The organism is Halorarius halobius (genome assembly GCF_024298865.1).
GTDB lineage: Archaea > Halobacteriota > Halobacteria > Halobacteriales > Haloarculaceae > Halorarius > Halorarius halobius.
In genome coordinates this window covers 99,627-118,645 of record NZ_CP101163.1, presented here as the reverse complement: position 1 = coordinate 118,645, position 19,019 = coordinate 99,627, and the positions used below count along the sequence as shown (strand labels likewise).

8 protein-coding genes and 1 pseudogene are annotated in these 19,019 nt (G+C 61.7%); 2 read left to right on the top strand and 7 right to left on the bottom strand.

Annotated features, from left to right (window positions below):
* Positions 1 to 99 precede the first annotated feature (99 nt).
* A complete protein-coding gene (locus NL112_RS21715; protein WP_254841559.1) occupies positions 100 to 831 on the bottom strand; it encodes a DNA polymerase sliding clamp in 732 nt (243 codons plus the stop codon).
* On the opposite strand from NL112_RS21715, the gene NL112_RS21710 reads away from it, so the two are divergent.
* A complete protein-coding gene (locus NL112_RS21710; RefSeq protein ID WP_255152966.1) occupies positions 760 to 1,038 on the top strand; it encodes a hypothetical protein in 279 nt (92 codons plus the stop codon). The genes NL112_RS21715 and NL112_RS21710 overlap by 72 nt on opposite strands.
* Positions 1,039 to 1,234: 196 nt before the next feature.
* On the opposite strand, the gene NL112_RS21705 is transcribed toward NL112_RS21710, so the two are convergent.
* The 6 genes and pseudogenes from NL112_RS21705 to NL112_RS21680 form a co-directional block, all read right to left on the bottom strand.
* Positions 1,235 to 1,609: a hypothetical protein gene (locus NL112_RS21705; protein ID WP_089768574.1), complete on the bottom strand. Its 375-nt coding sequence runs from the start codon at positions 1,607 to 1,609 to the stop codon at positions 1,235 to 1,237.
* A 333-nt stretch (positions 1,610 to 1,942) separates the two neighbouring features.
* Complete coding sequence (locus tag NL112_RS21700; RefSeq protein ID WP_434084213.1) at positions 1,943 to 2,617, bottom strand: RPA family protein; 675 nt, start codon at positions 2,615 to 2,617, stop codon at positions 1,943 to 1,945.
* Positions 2,600 to 3,508 (bottom strand): annotated as a pseudogene (locus NL112_RS21695) (replication factor A); the annotation flags it as partial. The gene NL112_RS21700 and the pseudogene NL112_RS21695, both read right to left, overlap by 18 nt.
* 248 nt (positions 3,509 to 3,756) lie before the next feature.
* Positions 3,757 to 4,383 (bottom strand): hypothetical protein, encoded by a 627-nt coding sequence (locus tag NL112_RS21690; RefSeq protein ID WP_254841486.1) that lies wholly within the window; start codon positions 4,381 to 4,383, stop codon positions 3,757 to 3,759.
* Positions 4,384 to 4,792: 409 nt separating this feature from the next.
* Complete coding sequence (locus NL112_RS21685) at positions 4,793 to 6,151, bottom strand: hypothetical protein (protein ID WP_049987564.1); 1,359 nt, start codon at positions 6,149 to 6,151, stop codon at positions 4,793 to 4,795.
* A 3,138-nt stretch (positions 6,152 to 9,289) separates the two neighbouring features.
* On the bottom strand, positions 9,290 to 17,134 hold the full coding sequence (locus NL112_RS21680; RefSeq protein WP_255152956.1) for a hypothetical protein: 7,845 nt from the start codon (positions 17,132 to 17,134) through the stop codon (positions 9,290 to 9,292).
* Between the two features lie 526 nt (positions 17,135 to 17,660).
* Here NL112_RS21680 and NL112_RS21675 point away from each other — a divergent pair.
* Positions 17,661 to 18,968 (top strand): M48 family metallopeptidase, encoded by a 1,308-nt coding sequence (locus tag NL112_RS21675; RefSeq protein ID WP_254841484.1) that lies wholly within the window; start codon positions 17,661 to 17,663, stop codon positions 18,966 to 18,968.
* Positions 18,969 to 19,019 lie beyond the last annotated feature (51 nt).

The window sequence follows — 19,019 nt, the reverse complement described above, 5'->3', positions numbered from 1 at the left end:
AAACCATCACACGGTGGTGTGTTAAAGACTGCTGTGCAGGTGGCACAGGACTCATAAACCGGCTGAAGAGGGTAGATGGTTTGGGTGGGCCTATCGATCTCAGTCACTTTGAATCCGGGGGGCGAGCATCTGGGTGACAGTGGCGGCGCCGTCGGCGTACTCGTAGTTGAACTTCGCGGGGAAGTCCTCGCCGAGGAGGATTTCGACTTCGGCGTCCTTCGGGATCGCCTTGTTGAGATCCTTGAGGTAGTCCAGCGAGAAGAGCGAGTCGGCAGCGCCGACCTCGAGGTCGATGAGGTCGTCGCGACCGAGTTCGAGGTCGACATCGTCGGTATCGCCTTCGGCGTGGACGCGGAAGGCCTCGTCGTCGGGATCGACGATGAGTTCGACGTGGTCGGAGACCATATCGGCGGCCCGAACAGCACGGTCGATGTCGCGACCTTCGAGGACGACACGTGCTGGGAGGTCGAGGTCGGGGATGTCGGGCTCTTGGCGGATCGTGTCGGGGTCGAGGAGTGCGAGCGTGTACTCGAGACCGCCGAACTCGATGAGGAGCTTGCGGGTCTCCGGGTCGAGCGACATCTGGATGAGGTCGTCGTTGTCAGCCATACCGACGACGTCGGCGAGCTTGGTGAGGTCGACGCCGAGGACGCCACCATCGGCTTGGTAAGACTCGAAGGCGGTTTCGGTGATGTTCGTCTCGTCCATCGCGACGTTCGCGGGATCGACAGCGGCGAGGCGAAGGCCGAGATCGTTCAGGTGGACGCGAGACTCGTCGACGAGGACGCTAAGCGTGGTGATCGTCTGGTCGAGGCGGTCAGCCTCGATGATCGCCGAGAACGCCTGGGGTGGGCGGGAGTCGGACGGCGACTCCTCATCGCTGCCGTCACTATCGGTCTCTGCGTCATCTGCTTTCTCGACTTCCGTCCCGTCAGCGTCGGGGGCTTCGGCCTCCGTGTCAGAGGCGTCAACCTCAGTATCGGCCTCGACGTCGATGTCGGGCTCTTCATTTGGGTCGGTGTCGGTACCGTTGGGTGATTCGGGTGTGGATTCTGCCATAGGTGTGATGGATTGTGATCGTTGGGATCGTCGTGATTGTCGGTAGACGCGAGTAGACTGTTCTCGAGGGTGGTGTGGGACGTCTCACTCGAGCTTACATCTCTCGTGGAGTGCGAAAAACGGCCGTACTGGACGGACCTGTGAGTCCTTGGTGGAGGCATCGTAGTCTCGACGGTCAGTCCAAGTGGAGGGTCGTCCAGAGATCGAATGCGGCGTCCTTGTAGAGGACAGTCTCGCAGTCCGCGCACTGATACTCGACGGCGCCGAGCCGGTCACCTCCGCCGAGCCGCGTGACTTTGCCGCCACGATGCCGCGCAATTTCCGTCCCGATGAAGGAGGACACGATCAGTCTCGATCCACAGTGCGGGCACGGCTGCCCCGGCTTCCAGTCCGGACGGCGACTCGTATGCACGTGATGAGCAATGCCATTCGAGCTCGGCGAAGTGACGGCGTACGGTTTGTACTCCGCGAGGGGGTCGTACTCCTCATCGGCGAGCACGGAGTTATCCGAGTGCTGGTTCGGAGACTGTCCGTCACGATTGTCGGTCATAGGAAATCCCTCACTCTCGGCAGGGGAGAACAAACTACTGCCTGTCCGATACGCGAGCGGACGGCTCTAGAGGAGTAGAGGTACTCGACGGAGATTGAGTAGTCCACGGTCGATTCTTTTTCGTCGACAGATGCGAGGGACTGCGCTTCGTCGATGAGCCAGTTGTTCGCGGCGTCGACAGCCGCTTCTACATCGTGACCGAGCTCGGGGTGGGTCGGGAGCGTTTGCGAAAAAATCTTGCCGGGGAGAAACCCCCCGAAGCGTGGATATGGAAGTGCGTGAGACGAGTCGAACGACGGAGGGAGAGACAGCGTCAGCGGGGAGTGCGCCGCCCTACTCGTCGTCCTCTCCTTCGTTGATCTCGCCAGCCTCGAGGTCGTCGAGAGCGTTGCTGACCATCGCCTCGTAGGCATCGATGTCAGGGTCGTAGAGGTCGACCGCCATCGCATCGTAGTTGCGCTCGTCGTCGTTCTCGGTGGGGTCGTCGGGGTCGAACGCCTCGAGCCGTGCCTTCGTCTGCTCGGCGGTTTCCGCGACCCACGCGTCCCGAGCCTCACCGTCGACAATGTTGATCGACTCGGGGCGGATGGAGACGTTGATGTCACCGTCGTCGGTCTCGTAGGTGCGCGCCTTGCCGACCACTGCGACGTACGCCGGGGCTTCCGCATTCCGCAGGACGCTGGCGGCCTCGGGCTGGTACTGCCCAGCATAGGCGAAGAACGTCCCGGTCGGGCCCACGATGCGGGCCTGCCAGTACTCGGAGTCGTTGCCGACGTCCGTCGTCTCGGTCAGCGTTCCGACCACGAAGACACGATTGGCCTTCTCACCCGACGGCAGCAGCGAGTACACGGGCGCACGGTCTTCGTCGGATTCGGTGAAGGTGCTTGTTGCGTTGTTGAACTCCTCGGCAAAGACGCGCTTGGCGACCTCGCGGTCACCATTCGCTGCGCTGCCGGGCGAGACAGCGTCTTCGGAGAGAGTGTTGCCCGCCTCACAGTCGTTGACCACGAGGTAGTTGCCGATGACCGGCCCTGAGACCGTGTAGGAATGTCCGAGGATCTCCTCCTCGACGGCATCGGCGACGACGCTCGTGTCGAGAGCGTCCATCGCCATCTGCTTGGCCTCCTCGATGGTGATGCCGGTGAGATCCTCGGTGGCTTCCTGATTGAAGAGGACGTCGTAGGCCGTCTGGCCGTCGTCGATGACCGCCTTCACGCGGAGATCGAACTCGCCGTCGACCTCGCCGTGTTCGGAGCAGCGCCCGTTCTGGAGAACGCGCGTGCAGTCCTCGCCGGGACATCGCTTGACGAGGCCGCTTCCGGGTTGGACAGCCACGACTGCGCCAGCGGCCTCGACATCGGTCGAGCCGACGTCGAGGTCGGCGGCGTCCTCGTCGTCGACGGGAACGATGTCGGACGCGGAGTTGACCTGGACGCTGAGTCGGTCCTGGTACTCGTCGGAGACGACGTTCTCGAATCGGTACACGCCATCTTCCTCGATGGTCGGTGCGTCGGCGGACTCCCACACGGTCACCTTGATGGTGCCGGTCTCGTCACCGATGAGGCCGACCTGAGCGATGGAGTCGACGTCGTTGTCCCAGAGCTGGACGACCTTCGCCGTGACCGAGAGCCACTCGTTCGGACCCTCGACGGTCGCGATCTCGCGCTCGTCGGCCGGACCGCTAGAACCGCTCTGGCCGTCCAGATCGTCGTACTCGAGTCCGTACGCGTCGAGGAAGTAGTTCCGCGTGGTGCGGACGGCCTCGTCCTTCGGGACGCGGTACTCGTCGACGAGCATCGAGAATCGCTCGGCGATCTCTGCTTCATCTACGTCGACTTCGTCCGGGAATTGGTCAGCGAGCTCTGCCGCTTCGTCGGGAATGGAATTAGCTACTGCCATCGTTGGTCACTCCGATTCGCATTCTGGAATCGGCTTGTGGGACGTCTCGAGTCAGGTCGACGCCCTGCGCGCCTTCCTGCTCACGCCCCTGCACCCCAATCCGGGGGAAATAAACCGCCGTTGCGACGGGAACGCGGGTGGTGGGTGTCGCCACGCGCGCCGGGATTCGGCTCATTACCTGCATAGTCGTGAGTCCCCCTTCACCCCCCGCGGGGGGATAAACCGCGTGCGGTGCGTTCGGTCGTTGGTCAGAGGCGATGCTCGGCCAGCCTCCGGCGAGCGGTGCGGATCGTCGAGGCGAGACGGGCGACAATCCGTGTCCTCCAAATGCGTCTGTAGGTAGAGGCGGCGGTGCCGTCATCTGTCTCCCGCGAATCGGCGTCAAGGATATCTGAGTCGTCGGGGCCAGGGTGGGCGCGGTCGGATGTGGACGACCACTCGTGGTCGTCAAGACTGGGGATCGCGGCCGCGACCTCAGCATCGGTTGCACCCGTTGGAACGCCCGTTGCCGAGTCGAGGCCAGAGTCGGGATCGGCCGGGTCCGCGGGGTCGTACTTCCGGCGGACGACAGCAGAGGCGTCCTCAAGAGGGACACTCCAGTTGGCGAGGAATTCGAGATCCTCGACGACCGCGTCACGGGTCGGCGGCGGCTCAGTCGTCCGAGCGAAATGGGTGACGAGGTACTCCGCCACTCCCTCGCGGGACGCAGTGAGGTACTGCCGAGTGGCTGTCTGTGCACGATCTACAGAGAGGCCGTAGTCCGCGACGAGTCGCTGCATATGCTGGTCGACGATGTCCTCGGACGCGACGTCAGCTGGAAGGTCGTTCATCAGCTCGTTGACCGCCCGTTCGATGCGAAGCGTCCATTCGGTCATCGATCTTCACCTGCCTTCCCAGGCCACCAGTCGTCGTCCTCGATCGTCGGTGGCTCGTAGAGCCCCGGTTCGCGGGGTCGCCGACGGAAGTCGGACAGCTGTGCTTGACGCGGTCGCGATCGCTCACGGGGAGCTGCTGCGCTGGACATCTGTGAAGTCACCTCACCCCCTGTTGGGAGGGACAAACTCACGTCGGTCGCCACGGGTGATGGCGTCGCCGAGCGCCCCCACGGGCCACGCGGTGCTGTCGAGGTTGTGGCTGCGCGCGCAGCGACGCTCGCGTCGCGAGCACGGAGCGGTGGGCGGGGCGGTGGGTAGTGGGTGGCGGGAGCCACACACTAACCAGCCGGTTGCGATGCCTACCTGAGGACTACTCGCGGCACACGCAAAAAAGCGGCCGAGCGATGGCCTACTCGTCGTCCCGCCGTCCGAGCGTGACCTCGATCGCCCGCTCCATATCGATGTGGTTGATCCACGCGTGCTGGTCGCTATCGGCCGACCACGGAGCGATTGTCGGATCATCCGACTGCCGCTTCCGCCGCGTCATCGGGCCGTCACCCCGGTCGAGGATGGTGAGGTCCGTATCACCGACGACTGCCAGGGTCGCATCACCCTTGTAGGCGTTGACACGCACCCGCTCCGCCCGAATCCGGTCGCCCACCGCGAGCGTCGGCTTGTCACCCGCCGCGAACCAGACCGTGAACTTCGCCGTGTCGCCGGCCTCGTCTTGCACCAGTCCCACCTGGTACTGCGACCGATGCTTCGGCGTCCACAGCGTGGTCACCTCCGCCTCGACCGTCGTCTCCCACTGCTCGTAGGGATCGATCGACCCGATGGGCTGCTTGATCTCGAACATCCGCTCGAGTGTCTCCTTGACGGCGATCGTCGCGTTCATCACGTCCGACCCGTCCTGGATGTGCCGGGCGATGCACTTCCCGAACGTCGCTCTGGACATCGCTGCTTCGCCTTGGAAGTGCTCGGCCAGTCGCGCGGCACCCTTGTTCACCTGAGCGAGCGTCTCCTGGTCGAGTGACGCCCGTGGGTCAGGGGCGTCACTCACGGACGTCGTCGTGACCGGTTCGTCGTCTGCCGGGTCGACCCGCTTGACGCCGACCGTCTCTGCCGGCGGGCCCTCCCACGGGTCGTCACTCTCTGAGACGGAGTGGCGAATCGGCTGCCGCGTCCGCATATCGTCCCGCGACCGCGCTGCCCGGTTGATGCCCGCCACCTCTGCCGCGATCGCCTTCGCGCGGTTCCGCTCATCGGCCTCGAACTCCCCGCGCATTCGCTCTTCAGTCGCCAGCGTGTAGTGTTCTGGGGACACCTCCGCGAACGGCGCTTGCAGGTCGCGTCGAGGCTCGGGGACGTCCATTTCCGCGAGTGCCTGCTCCCAGTAGACCCCAGTGGAGACACCACGCACCAACTCGCCGACATCGCCCTCGACGACGTCGCCCAACTGCTGGCCGTGCATCACTGCCTGAACGTCAGCGTAGGTGCCACCTGCGCGGCCGGTCATCTCGCGCCTGTGGGGGAGCCCCGTCTCGTCAGCTTGGTCGTCCTTGTCCGACGTTTCGTGCTGTGAGGCAGCCGCCCGGTATTGCGCGTCCATCCGCGCCGAGCGTTCTCGCGCGTAGTTTCCGGGGACAAGTTCCTGCCCCTGGCTGTCCTCGACCGGTTCGTCGTTCGGGGTCGGGGGCCGTTTGTCGATGTCCACACCGACCACGTTATCGCCGTTCTCCAGATGGGGACTGCTGTAGAGCAGATCCATCTCGAGTTCGTCGTACTTGTCAGGCTGTCCAACCGCCGATGGGCTTTTTTGCCCTGAGTTGAAACTAGACATTGCTGTATCCGGGGAGTGATCCCCTGTCGGGCGCGCTCCATCGCGCCCGTCTTCTGACCGCCGACCGACGGGTGTATTCGTACACCCTTCACCCCGCGGAGGGGCGAACAAACCCACCGCGGGGCGCGCCGGAGCGGCCGACGTTCCGCACGCCGACCGCCCGGCGCCGCCTGCCGACGGCCCGACGCCCTGTCACGGGCTACCTGACTCTATGATTTCAATCCCCCTCAACAGTTGGAAGGGACTGTGCGTCTTGGCCGCTGGCGCGGCCGATTTCGGGAGAAGGGACCCGCGGCGCACCGACCGGATGCGCCGCGGGTAGTGTCTGCCGGAATCGAGGCCCGCGCCCAGCGCCACAAGCTGGAAGGCGTCCGGCGGGTGCACCCCTGACGCGGGCGCGTTCGGGAGAAGGGACCCGCCGAAGGCGGGTAGTGTCTGCCGAAGGCGGCCGCGATCAGGGGAATGCACGCGCCAGAGGCATCCGGCAAGTGGTCTCCCCAAGACGTGCAGTTCATATCCGACAAGTGGGGGGGATGGTTTCCTCTTAAGCGTTCCTTCCGACACGGCGAGAGGTACTGAGGCGGCCGATTCCGTGGAGAAGGGGCCCGCGCGAAGCGCGGGAAGTATCTCCGCGGAATCGCGGCCCGCGTCAGGGCCTCGAGTTTGTCGGAACGACGGCGCTCGCGCGTGTGTGATAGCGCGAGCGCCGTCGGGTACCGGCAGGGGAGCCGGCTGCCGTCGTGAGCTGGCCGATGTCAGTGGAAGGGACCCGCGCGAACGTGTGAGCGCGGGTAGGGTCCGCTGAGATCGTGCCAGGTCAGGAACGGCACGGCGGCTTCCCCCGCCCGTCCCGTGGACGCTTAAGAGGAAAGAAATTAATTTTTGCTCGGCGGCTTCTGGCGGGTGGCCCGTACCGCCAGAACGAAGCCCGGTGCGGGGCCCTGCCCGCCGAGGTACGGGAGTCGCGAACCCGGCAGATGCGGCCGATGAACAACGTGAACCAGCCGCGCACGGCCGATTCCGGGAGAAGGGACCCGCCGAAGGCGGGTAGTGTCTGCCGGAATCGAGGTCCGGGTGCGGGTCGGTGAACGCAGATGAATCGGCCGCATATGGCCGGGCTGAGTCGTGCGTCGCCGCGCGCTGAACCGGTCGATTTCGTGTGGAAGGGGCCCGCGCGAGCTTGCGAGCGCGGGAAGGTATCCGCGCGAAATCGTGACCCGGTCCGGTTCAGCGTGCTGGCGACGTATGACTCAGGCGAACGGAGTGAGCGACGCGATCTCCCGTGCCTTCGGCTCGGCAGGCCCCGTGCCCGGCTTCGCCCCGACTCGCCGGGAGGCCGACAGAGGCGCCCGATTTCCGTGGAAGGGACCCGCCCCGGTGGGGGCGGGTAGGGTCCGCGGAAATCGCTGGTGGCTCCGGCGGCCCCTCCCGGTGAGTGCGCGGCGCGCGCTACTGCACGCGCCAGCGCAAGGGGGGCGACCGAGTGAGGAAACCTGGTCGTAGCACGACCCGATGTCTCCCGAGGCCGCCGAATCCGCTCGATGAGCGGTGTTACGAGGCGCCGTCGCGGACTGGAAGGGACCCGCGAGCGGGTTGCGCTCGCGGGTAGGGTCCGGTTCGCGTCGGTGTCTCGTGACCGCGCAATCCGCGGACTTCGGCGGGTGAGTGGACGACATCGGCTCCCACGGACTGGCCGGTGAGGCGGCCGATTTCGGGGAAAGCTACGCGATTCCCCGAAATCGTGGCCCGCCGTCAGCGGCCAGAGCGTGTGGAGCAGGTCCCGGAAATCAGCCGCCGCTACGACGCGGTCCTAATTCACCCACGGAGACCGTCCGACGAGCTCTGCTCGTCGCGGCGGTCTCGATCCAAAGCGCGCGCGACCCCGACGCGCGCGGCACCCTTCTCGAGACACACCGATTGGGCATCCATACGCGCCAGAGCAGCGAGCCGACGGCCGTCACGCCGGAACGCGGTGGCGACAGCGACCACTCGGCCGCCGAGGCCACACCACTATGCTCTATCGACAGCCCACGGCGTCTCACGACGGCGCGACCCCCCCGCCTCGAGTACAGCCGACAGCCCCTCGCGAAGTCGACGTCACCGTGCCCAATCCTCACGCTGAGAACGAACCACGAGGCGAGAGCCGCGATACGCAGCACGTCCCTAGCCTGTTTGAGATACGCACCCTGACGCCCCCGTGCGATAGCCAGCAGACCCTAGTGTAGGCACCACCGCGACACGACCATCCACTCCCACTCGCTCGTACGCAAAGCCGTATGTTCCCCACGCGCGCTCGATGCTACACCTCGACGCCACCCACCAGCTCCTACGTTACGACAGGCCGCGCTCTCCACGCGACACACAACGGCTATTCACCTCGGCTTCGGCTACCGACTTCTCCACAATCTGATACGCATCAGACACTCGTCTTCGACGACCGCCCAGGGGGCCAGCCTGTACCCGCTGCCAGGGTACCCGCTCGCCGGAACACATCGGTACCCCCCTTTCACACGAATCTGCCCCCTCTATACTAGTGGGAAAGGGGGTGTTCCAGTTTCTCAATAGCCGGGGATAATCACTAGACTGCGTAGCGTTCCAGTTTCGAGAGTGCGGAGAGTCGCTCGAAGGGTGTTCTGAGCACGGAGTTGACTATAGGCCCGAAATCGCAAGACTGCGCGGAGTTCCAGTTTATCGAGATGCTGGTGTGTGGTGGTGCGTAGATGTGTCCAGGTTTCCGGTGAAAACCGCAAGACTGCACGGTGTTCCAGTTTGCAAAAGGATCCGGTCCTTTCGGGAGTGTATGCTAATGATTGACGTTCCAGTTTACCATCCCGACGCTATATGGTGATTTTGTGAGTCCTCAGAGATTCGCGTTCCGATTTACCGTTCCAGTATTGTATTACCGTTCCGTCCGGTGGTTTATCCAAAATATGCTATTCAGTAATAGTTCTAGAAAATCGAGGATTAAGGGACACCGTCAGAAGGGAAATTATCGGAAATATCAGTTTGAGTTCATAGTATTAGACGGGAGATCGAGGCGGTAGACTGAGAGAGAAAATCAAGAGGCTACTCGCGCCACTCGAGGTGCGTATAGCACCGCGTAGGCGACCCGTCGATCCGCCGGCGTTTCCGTTCGACCGAGACGCCGAACAGCACCGCACCCCAGATTTGGAGGAACCGTTTGAACGTCACACTCGAACCTCGGTCAGGGAGAGACTCGAATCCCCAGTCGGTGACGGTGTCGACGTATTCGTCATAGGTTTCCGAACTCGGAAGCGCTCCGTCAGGGTCGGACGTGAGCTGGTTCGCAATGAACGCCGCACCACCTGCCGACTGCTCGGGCGCTGCTTCCGTCAAGAACGACGTGTCTTCTTCTGTGGGATCAACCATCTTCACACCCAATATAACGGTTCGAGTGCTGTCTTCGTTTCCACCTGACGTTGAGACAATATTGAATCCCTCTTCGAGGGCACTGATGACGTCGCGATCGATGTCGAAGAGGTCTCCGTCGATTCCGGTGTCCGTGTCGAACGCATCGAAGAGGGAATCGATCGTTTCTGCGAACTCGTCCTCTGATTCTGGTGAGACGAGGTTGTGCGTGCTCGCGAATTCCTGACAACGGTCGAAGGCGATATCCACGTCCACGACGTTGTTCGGTGCAGGACGGAGGTAAGCCGCGATGAACGCGGCGGTAGCTGCTTTCCCCTCATCCTGGAGTGGTTCGGAAGTATCGTCTGTCTCTCCCTCCTCGGACTGCGTTGTGTCAGTATCATCGCCGTCAAGCTCTTCGTCCTTGTTGTCGGATGGCTCGGGAGTGGATTCGTCTGGTGCCTCGTCCGTCGATGATGACGCGCCAGTGTCTTCCTCATCCACTTCAGAGTCTTGTGCTTCGTCGGTCGAGACTTCGTCTTCGTGAGTCCTCTCGGGTGCCGTTCCAGGGCCAGCAGACGCCGGCTTGAGTTCGCCCGTCTGAATCGCTTCGATGAGGTCCTCGACGGGCCGAAGCGTCCCCATCTCCTCGTCGCCCGAGGTCCGATGATCGAACCAGGCAATACGTGCCTGTGCGTCGTCGCCGGCGCGGGGCAGCTCGTATCGGACGAGGATGGCATATGCGGTTTCCGGATAGTCCGGGTGCCGGAACTTGATGTCGGGTACGAATGGCTTGTTGACGCGGACCCAATCCTCACGGAACCGCTCTTCCGTCTCGTACTTGTACGTCTGCTCGCTTCCCGGAGTCTCAACGATGTAGCGAGCTGACTCGTTTGCACTTCCCGGGGGACAGGTAGCCCGGTACGGGATGCTCGAAGGAGTGAGGTTCTGGAAGTCACCGGGGGCGATACGGAGGTGAATATCCTCGTCGTCGGGGTGGCCGATGTCGTCGGCAGTCGGGTCGACGAGGAGGCAATCGTTCGAGTCGGGGTCCGGGTCGCGAATCCAGATTGACGTGCCTGCGCCCTCTTCGATCGATCGGGGGACGACAGCGGTGACACCGCCGTCGCGGGCGCCGCCGTCGAATTCGATTGGCGTGTTCGATTGCGAGTAGAACCGGCGACCCGACCACTGAGTGTTCATCGGATCACGGAGGATGTTCGATAATGCGGTTGCAGGTCCAAGGTCGGGGCACCCCGCGTCTTCGTCCCACGGCGTTTCGGCGACGAAGATGGGGAGGCGACATTCGCCACTCTTCGTAGTAGTGTTAAGCGCCTTCTTGAGGTTACGGAGTTTCTTCGTGGGGTGTCGACGTGGGTCGGTCTCCTCTTCGACTGTGCATGAGATGATGTCGTCAGCGAAGCACTCCGTAGGCTCGCTGGCGAAGACTGTGAGGACGGCGTCCGGGATGTCCCCGGTGTCTTGGTCGATGATCCGGCCACTGACTCGGGTGGGGACTGCGTCTTCGAGTGCCGTCATAGCGTCTCGAAGGCCGGTATCGTGAGTATCGGTCCCAGCGGTTGCGACCCAGCCAGTCGAAAACACGTTTTCGAGAAGGAGACGAGCACCCTCGGGAGTCAACCGAATGGCGTAGCCCTCGTCGCCGGGGACGTCGTCACGGTGCTTCGCGAGTTCAATCTCGAAGATACCGTCTGTTTCCGGGATGGGAGTGTCGCCAGCGACGCCCCGATGGGTCATAATGGTGCCTAACGCCTCGATCTCATCGGCGCACGCCTTGAGCGAGGGGAGGGCATCGCGGCGACGATTACGTTCTCCCTCGTTGAGGCCCTCTGTGGCGAGGACTTTCTCGACTTCGAGGCGAAGCCGGCGGTACATCTCGTCAAGGCGCACCCAGCGGTACGTTCCGGGTCGTGGTTCCTCCCCATCGAACGGGTCGATCCCAACAGAATTTCTCTCACTGGTCCGGCGGCGTTCGATCGCCGCGGACACACTCTCGTTATCCACAGTTGCGCTTTGCTGTTCGGGAGACGATTTGTCTGCTGGCGCAGTTTCGGACTCCGTGTCGAGACGATCACGAACCGCAGTCGGTGGCCAGTTCCCGGTATCCCGTGCGAGATCGATGAGTTCCTGAATCCGGGCCACTTCATCCTCGGTGAGGATACCTTGGTTGAGGAGAGTCGCGACACGGCTGTTGAGCGCACGGGCTTGGATGGATTCCTCGTCTTTCCGGTACGTCGGGAGGTCGGTGTGAATCGCCCATTCTTCTGGGGAAAGCGACTTCCCCTTCTCGAGGAGGTCGGTAAGCTCCTCCCACTCGTCAGTCGTCATACTGCCCTTCAGGACGTGATGAAGACTGGACGCAGGGCCTGAGCTCTCAGCGGCCGAGGGAGGAGTCTGGCGCTCGGTATTGGATTGGGTGAGCTCGGTCTTCGCCTCATCCCACTGGTCGCGAGCCCACCCACCTGAGTCGAACAGCGTATCTGGCTGCTCGCTCGTAGTGGATGGAGAATCGTTCTCGCGACTGGTAGATACCGATTCAGCTGTGTATTCATCGGGTCCTGCATCGTCCGATAGGACATCTATCGCGCTGACTTCCTCAGCCGGGGAGTCCTCTATCGTCGAATCATTATTTGGTTCAACTGGGTCTTCGAGGTCAGGGAGCTTGCTGTCGGTGTTGGAGACGCTGTGCAGAGTTTCTTCACCGGGCCCGTTGGGTGGGTCACGAGCGACTATCCAAGTCGCCCACGCGAGGACAACCGGGAGGAGTGGGTCGTCTATTGTGAGATGGTGGGCGAGTTCGGGGATGTTGAGAATCGCCCGGTTACGGACAGCCGATTCTGACTCGTCGTCGGGGATTCCGTACTCTTCGTTCGTCTGGTCGATGACATCGGCGCGAACCTCTCGGAAGGCCTCCTCGAAATCTTCGCGAGAATCGTATCCTTCGGGGGCTTCCTCGGCATCCTGATGCCAGTTCGGAAGGGGAATGCGGGCGATTTCGATGGTCTGAGACCGTGTTCCTTCGGAAGGTGTCGGATACTGGACGAGCCGGTGGTCGACGGGGAGATCGCGGACGTGATCCATGAAGTCCTCGACCTCGAGGTCGGCCGGACAAAGCGCCTTTGCCTGCTGACGCGTGATTTCACCGGCACGCACGACGGTCGTCTGAATATTACCGATGATCTCGGCGTACGTCGGGTCGTCACCAACACTGTTGTCGGTGTCGGCGTCGAAGAGCTGGTCGGGCGTCTGGACGGCAAGTGAGAGGGAGACAGAGTGGTTGCGGGCGACGGCGATCATCTTTGCAAGGTCATCCGGCTCGACGAGGCGGCCGGCCTCGTCGATGAAGACGCTGACGTAGTAATCGTCCGCAGTTGCCTCCTCTTTGAGGAAGGACTTGTAGAGTTCGAGTTCGTACTGCATTAGGAGTTCGTGTGTAAGGACGAAGTCACGCTGGGCATCCGGGTCAAGGTCCTCGACGTCGAAAACGAGGACGTCGTTCTGGCGGTCGCCAGAAAGGAAGTCGGCGAAGGAGAACCGCCGGGTCGTGTTATTGAAGAGGGGTGCGAGACGGGCGTCCGTCGTAAGCGCGTTCAGACGGTTAGTGACACCGCCGAGGATCTGCTGGGCGGTGTGCTGTTGGTTGTTAAACGGCGTCTCCATATTCCGCTTGATTGCGTGCGAGCCCGGATCAGGCAGTATTTCCTTGGGGTTGATCGGGATGTCCGGGTCCATCAACCTCGTCAGTTCGGTGACCTGCTGGGTCTGCTCTTGGAGCTGCCAGAGAGGGTAGACGTACGGGCTGGCGTCGTATCCCCAGCGGAACGGCATCACAGTCGGTTGGCGCGATCTTGAATCGTCCTCATTTCCATCATTGGAGTGACTTTCGCCGCTCACGAGGTCGTCAGCAGTTGGGAGTGTGTTACTGCTGGTGTCGCTACCGTTCCGCTGGTACGCAGGCGTGCCGTCGACGCCTGTCGGGTATGTGTGCGGTGAGAAACCGGCTGTTCCAAGGGCTCGAAGGACATCACGGGACACGCGGGCGTTCTGGAAGTCGCTCTCACCCATCAGAAGTTCGGCTATCTTCCGGACAGTCTGCATAACCTGTGAGCCGTGTGTCTCCCACCTGGTGTCGTTGGAAGCGATATCAGGGCGCTGGGGAGAGATGTTTTCGGTCGCGACGCTCTCTGCGGCCTCGGGGTTGCCGTGGGCGTCGTCAGCCTGTTGGGCGGGTCGTGTGTCGAAGACCGTTAGTCCGGGGAGGACCTCGGGCATATCGAACCAGTGGACGTGCTCGCGCACCCAGTCTTCGCCGAATTCATCCAAGAGACCGCGCACAGCGAGTTCACCGACGTTTGCGCCAGGGCCGGCGTAGATGATGATGGGGCCGTTCGTGGCCTTCCGACGCTCGACGATCTCGTGAGCTTGGTCGACAGACTTCCCGGAGCCGGGGAGCCCTTGGTGGAGGATCGACCGGTCCATATAGTCCGTGCGATGTTTGACGGGACGAGCGAGGTCGCGAGTGTGGAGACGATCGAACGCATAGCCGAGCGTGGCCCCGTCAATGTCCGTACCGATGATTTCGTTGTCCTCGGCAGGAGAGAGTTCAGAGAGTGGGGCTGTGTGGGAGAGTTGGCGTTCCATATGGGCTGCGAGGTCGTCCGAGACAGCGCTGGTACTCGGGAGTGCTGTGAACGAAGGGAGTTCGTCGGCGGCGGCGAGGACGATCGGCCAGCGGCGACGGAGAGAGTAGTGTAGGCCGAATGTGGGTGCCCTACCAGCATACTCCTGAGCGCGGTGGAAACGGTACGAGTCACGGAGCTGTCCGAGCGTATGTCTCCGCCATCCAAACTGCCGTGCCCACTTTGCGAGGCGGCTGTTCTCTGGTGGTTCAGTGAGCTTGTTGAACTCGCCGTCAGCAGCAGTCGCCCACGTTTTTGCGAGCCGCCAGGCGTCGTCGCGAGCCGTAGTCCGCTGGCTGGCTGCGGCTTCGGCAAGCGTCTCGGGAGTCACTCGAAGAGTGTCACCACGACTCGCTAAGGTCTCAATGTCGGCGTCGGAGCCAGATAGATCGGCAGTACTGTCTATCTCGTTGAGGTCGGGCTGTTCTTCGGTGAAGACGCCCCCGTCACTCGCCGTATTTGTCGAGGCAGAGGTGGAGTCCCCATCTGAATGGAAGAGGGGGGAGGGGACGGGGTGGGCCTCTGAGGAGGGTTCAACTGACCCTCCAGCAGTCTCTTCGAGAGCATCGTTCAAGAAGGGTGTGGGTTGGGTGAAGACATCCATCGTGACTTTGAAACTCCGAGTTACACCCTTATTCTGGAGTTCTTCGTTCCGTGTCCCTTCCGCGCTCGCGACTTCCCCACGGACCCGACTACTCTCTCGTTCTCGAGCAGCAGCCCGGTCTTCCTCGGTGGTATTCTCTCCTGAGCTTGGTGTCGCACGGCTACGCCCACGGCGATTCGTTCGTTTGTCGAACTGGGTACTTTCCTCACCCTCGATGACGTCGAGTTTCTGCCGAATGAGATCACTAAGGTCGCCTACGGATGTAATTCGGGCACGGAGAAGTGCGGGTTCGTCGGTCTCAAGGAGGGCATCGAGAGCGGCTTCCATCGGAGGGGCTTCTTCGGCAGCGGTTTCGTCGAAGACGTTGAGTCGCTGGAGGAAGTCCCAGCGGCGGGTTCCTCGGGAGCCGAGTGGATAGCTCACGGGCGCTTCCGGGCAGACCGCAGTGAACTGATCCTCAAGATGCTCTCGGAAGTACCGTTGAGGAATCGCCTCGGCTGCAGCTGCGCGTTCGCTCGGTGTGGGCGTGTCCTCGCCGATAGTCCGCCCACCGTCTGTCGCGGCGTCCGATGATTGCGCGTTACTCCAAGGGAACGTCGCTGATGGGGGCGCATCATTCCCGAGAAGATGCTTGCACCGCCGGTACGGCCGGGCGCGGAGGAGTCGCTGGAGCGTCGTCGAGACGGGCGTGACGTCGTAGTCGGGACCACCGAAGGCTTGTCGTACCCAGTTGTGCTTCGTCCGGTCGAGCGTGCTCGTCTGGCCGTCCTCGATGAAGTGGATTAGAACCTCGATTGCGAGTCGGGTGCCATCGCCTTCAGTAGTTTGAAGCTCGCTTTCTTCTCCTCCGATCTCGGGGTCATGAGGTGCCGATCGGATGATGACTTCCAGCCCGTCAGTGAGATTGGGTAGACCTTCGATCTGTTTAGTGATTGTCTCCGGTGAGGCCGGTTGATCGGAGGCCGTAATGCGGTACCAGAGGTCGTCTCCTGGTCGCGGTGGTTCATCCTCATCGAGTTCGTACACGGCTGGTGCATCGAGAGGATCAAGGAGGCGCTTGCTCTTCGCATACGTTGTCTCCGAGACGGCGGCATCAGCTGCGCTACTGGCGCGTGCGTGAGCGGGTGGTGCGATATACGACCACGTGCTGGAGTCTTCGTCGGTGACGTAGTCTGTGATCGTACGGTCGACACGGTGAAACCCTTCGCGGATTGCCCAGCCAGTCATCGCTGCGAACGCGTGAGCATAGACGTTGAGGGTGCGACGGAATCGGAAGAATTTGATTTGTGTTCGCCGGATCGTTCCGATGCCAATAGTGTCGGCCACCCAGACGATCGCGCGGACGAATCGAGACCAGACCGCAAGCATCGCCGTCCACGTCCGCCGCATCCGCCGTGCGACTCCGAGAAGGAGGAACACGACGAGAGACGTGAAGATGACAATCCCTGCGATAATGGGATTCTTGAAGCTCCAAATGAGGAGCCCACCGATGAACTCCTGCACTCCACTCATCCATCCACGAAATTGATTTACGGCGTCGACGATCCCACTAAGATACGGAGCATACCAAGCGGGGCTTGAACTCGGCTTGGCCGTAGCCTCCGAGTCTCCTCCGTTTGAGCCGCCTCCTGCAGTTGTGTTGGTTGTGGTGGTCGTGGATGATTCTGAGTCCGGGCGCCAGCCCTGATCCCACTGAACGGCGTAGTAGTTGAGGAGGGCCATCCGGAGTTCGTTCACCGTTGCGTTATGAGTTGCCGCGAATCGGACGGCGCGAGCTTCCTCCGGAAACACGGAGAGAGATTGAGTGGTCTCGTACTCGTGAACTGTTTCGTTCGTGAGTGGGTAGAGCTTGAGCTTCGGGGTTTGCTCAATCTGTTCCTCTGACGGCATCCACCAGTCGGGGTATTGCTCCGTACGATAGTATCGGAAGAGCCAATCCTCGATGGTTTCAGCCGACTCTCCGTTCTTCGCAGCTTCCCGGGCCTGTGTTGCGTCTTCTGGGAAGATCGAGAGATCCTGATCCTGCTGGTAGAGATGAACTTGGATACACGCGTAGTGTTCCGTCCATCCGTACGAGTTATTGTTCTGAGTTTGGCACGGCGAGGTTGTATTCGTGGATTGCAGCGAAGTAGAAGAGAGGTCCTGGCTCTCTGTGGTACTCGTGGAGTCAGCGGGGTGTGCTGCGAGAGCTGGGCCAGTGGCCGCCGTGAGTAGGATACCGATGACGCTCAGGGTCAACAGAACACCGTACAGGGGACGGCGATTCCTCGGGCGGCCTAAGCGAGTGGATCGAGACGTCTGGGTCGGCTCTACCGACCGCGACGAATGCGAAGTACGATCTGTCCTTGCATCGGGCGGCGACTGGGTATGGTCATCGGTGAGCGGGGCCGGCGAGAGCCAAGCTCGAGTGAAGGCTGGGAGCGTCGGCATAGCCAGTAGTGACCTCTACAGATATTTCATCTGCTCAGCGTAAAATACTATTCGGGAGTTTGGGGCCGGTCGATTGCTCGCTCAGTCGATGCGCTGATGTCTCCTAAGCAATCGTTTTCATAGCCAGTGGGTCGAGGGACTGGAGTTCCCCCGGACAATTTTTGGGTTCAGATAGCATGATCTACGGTAAAAGATGCCCTCGAATGGCGACTCAAGCCCCTGTCCACGGTGGCGACGAGTCCTATCCGAGGCTCGTTCGTCGCTTGCGTGGCTACCTTCGCCGGTCGATACGTTGGTCTGGTGGGGGTTGGGTGTATTTCTTACTGCCCCTATAGTGGCGGGCTTCAGTTATGTTCTGGTCAGATTCGTGTTTGGGGTTACATCGGCGACGGCGCTGCTCTTCGTCGGGGTGACGGTCCCGATGCTTATCGCAGTGGCACTTGGCTGGCAGATCGGTGCTGCGGTAAACCGTTACGATGAGTATAGGTTGAACCGCGAAGAGGCATCGGCGTCGACGGAATCATCGGAAAACACGGATCAAACCGCCTCGGAAGAATATGAAGTGTCCGAAGGCTTTCGGTGGGTCTCTTGGCTTCCACATCACTTGAACAACTTCTTCGTGCTGTTCTTAGGGGGGTCTATCGTCAGTGGTGGATTCACCACTCTGGTCTGGGTGTTCTTTGTTAGACTAACGCCAGAATATCCGATGCCCTCACCGAATGTCGTCGTCAAAGGACTCTTTCCGATGCTCATCCTTGCGAGCTATTTCGGGTGTTTGGCGGTGACAGGTGCGCCGTTCATCTCGATGTTTTGGAGGGAGACGACAAGTCATCTTGAGACGCCGGAGGCGCGCCACGATCACGCTCTCCGGGTTGCGTTGGTCGTTGGTGGACTCTTTATATTAGTTGTAGCACCGTGGACGGCGCTGCCGATTCCATCTGAGCTCAGAATGCCGGTGACCTGGGCGCTCACGTTCACCTACCTGTTCTTCGCAATCACGCTCTTGCCGTTTCTGAATATGGCGCGGCCGCTCACACCTGAAGAATACGCAGCGATCGTACCAGAGGAGATCGATGCTGACCCCCACACGTCGATTTGGGTTGCCACGGTGGGGCTTCGTTCGACGGCGATGGCGGCGGGTATCTGGCCCTTTCGCCGGGTCTTCGTTGGCGAGACCCTCCTCGAAGATGACAGTATTTCGCCAGAATCACTCCGCGCAATCCTCCACCACGAGCACGGGCATCACGTTCTTGGACATCTTCGCCTCGCTGCTGGGGCCGGATTGATTTTCTTCGGTGGTGTCGGTGGGATACTCGCGGTTGTTTCGCCATCGATGCAGACACTCGGTGTGGTGATGGGCATTCTCGCGTTCGGGTTCCGGTTCGGCCTCGTACGGTGGGTTCGCCGAGCTGAGTTGGCTGCCGACGAATACGAACGACAACGGGTGGGAAGTGAGACCGCGATAACCGCATTGCAGTCGGTTGCCGATCTCCGAGCGAGGGAGAGTTCGAAAAAGACGGAGACGTCGTCCCTTCCATGGGGGGCTCCGTTTGTTATCGAGTGGTTCCTTCGAGTGCACCCCTCAGTCGAGGACAGGATTGCGGTACTCCGAGAGCGACAGGGGTGTGACAGCTCGCCTTAACAAGAGCGTGGTCACAGGTTGTAGTTACTGATGATGCCGAGAAGATGGGGA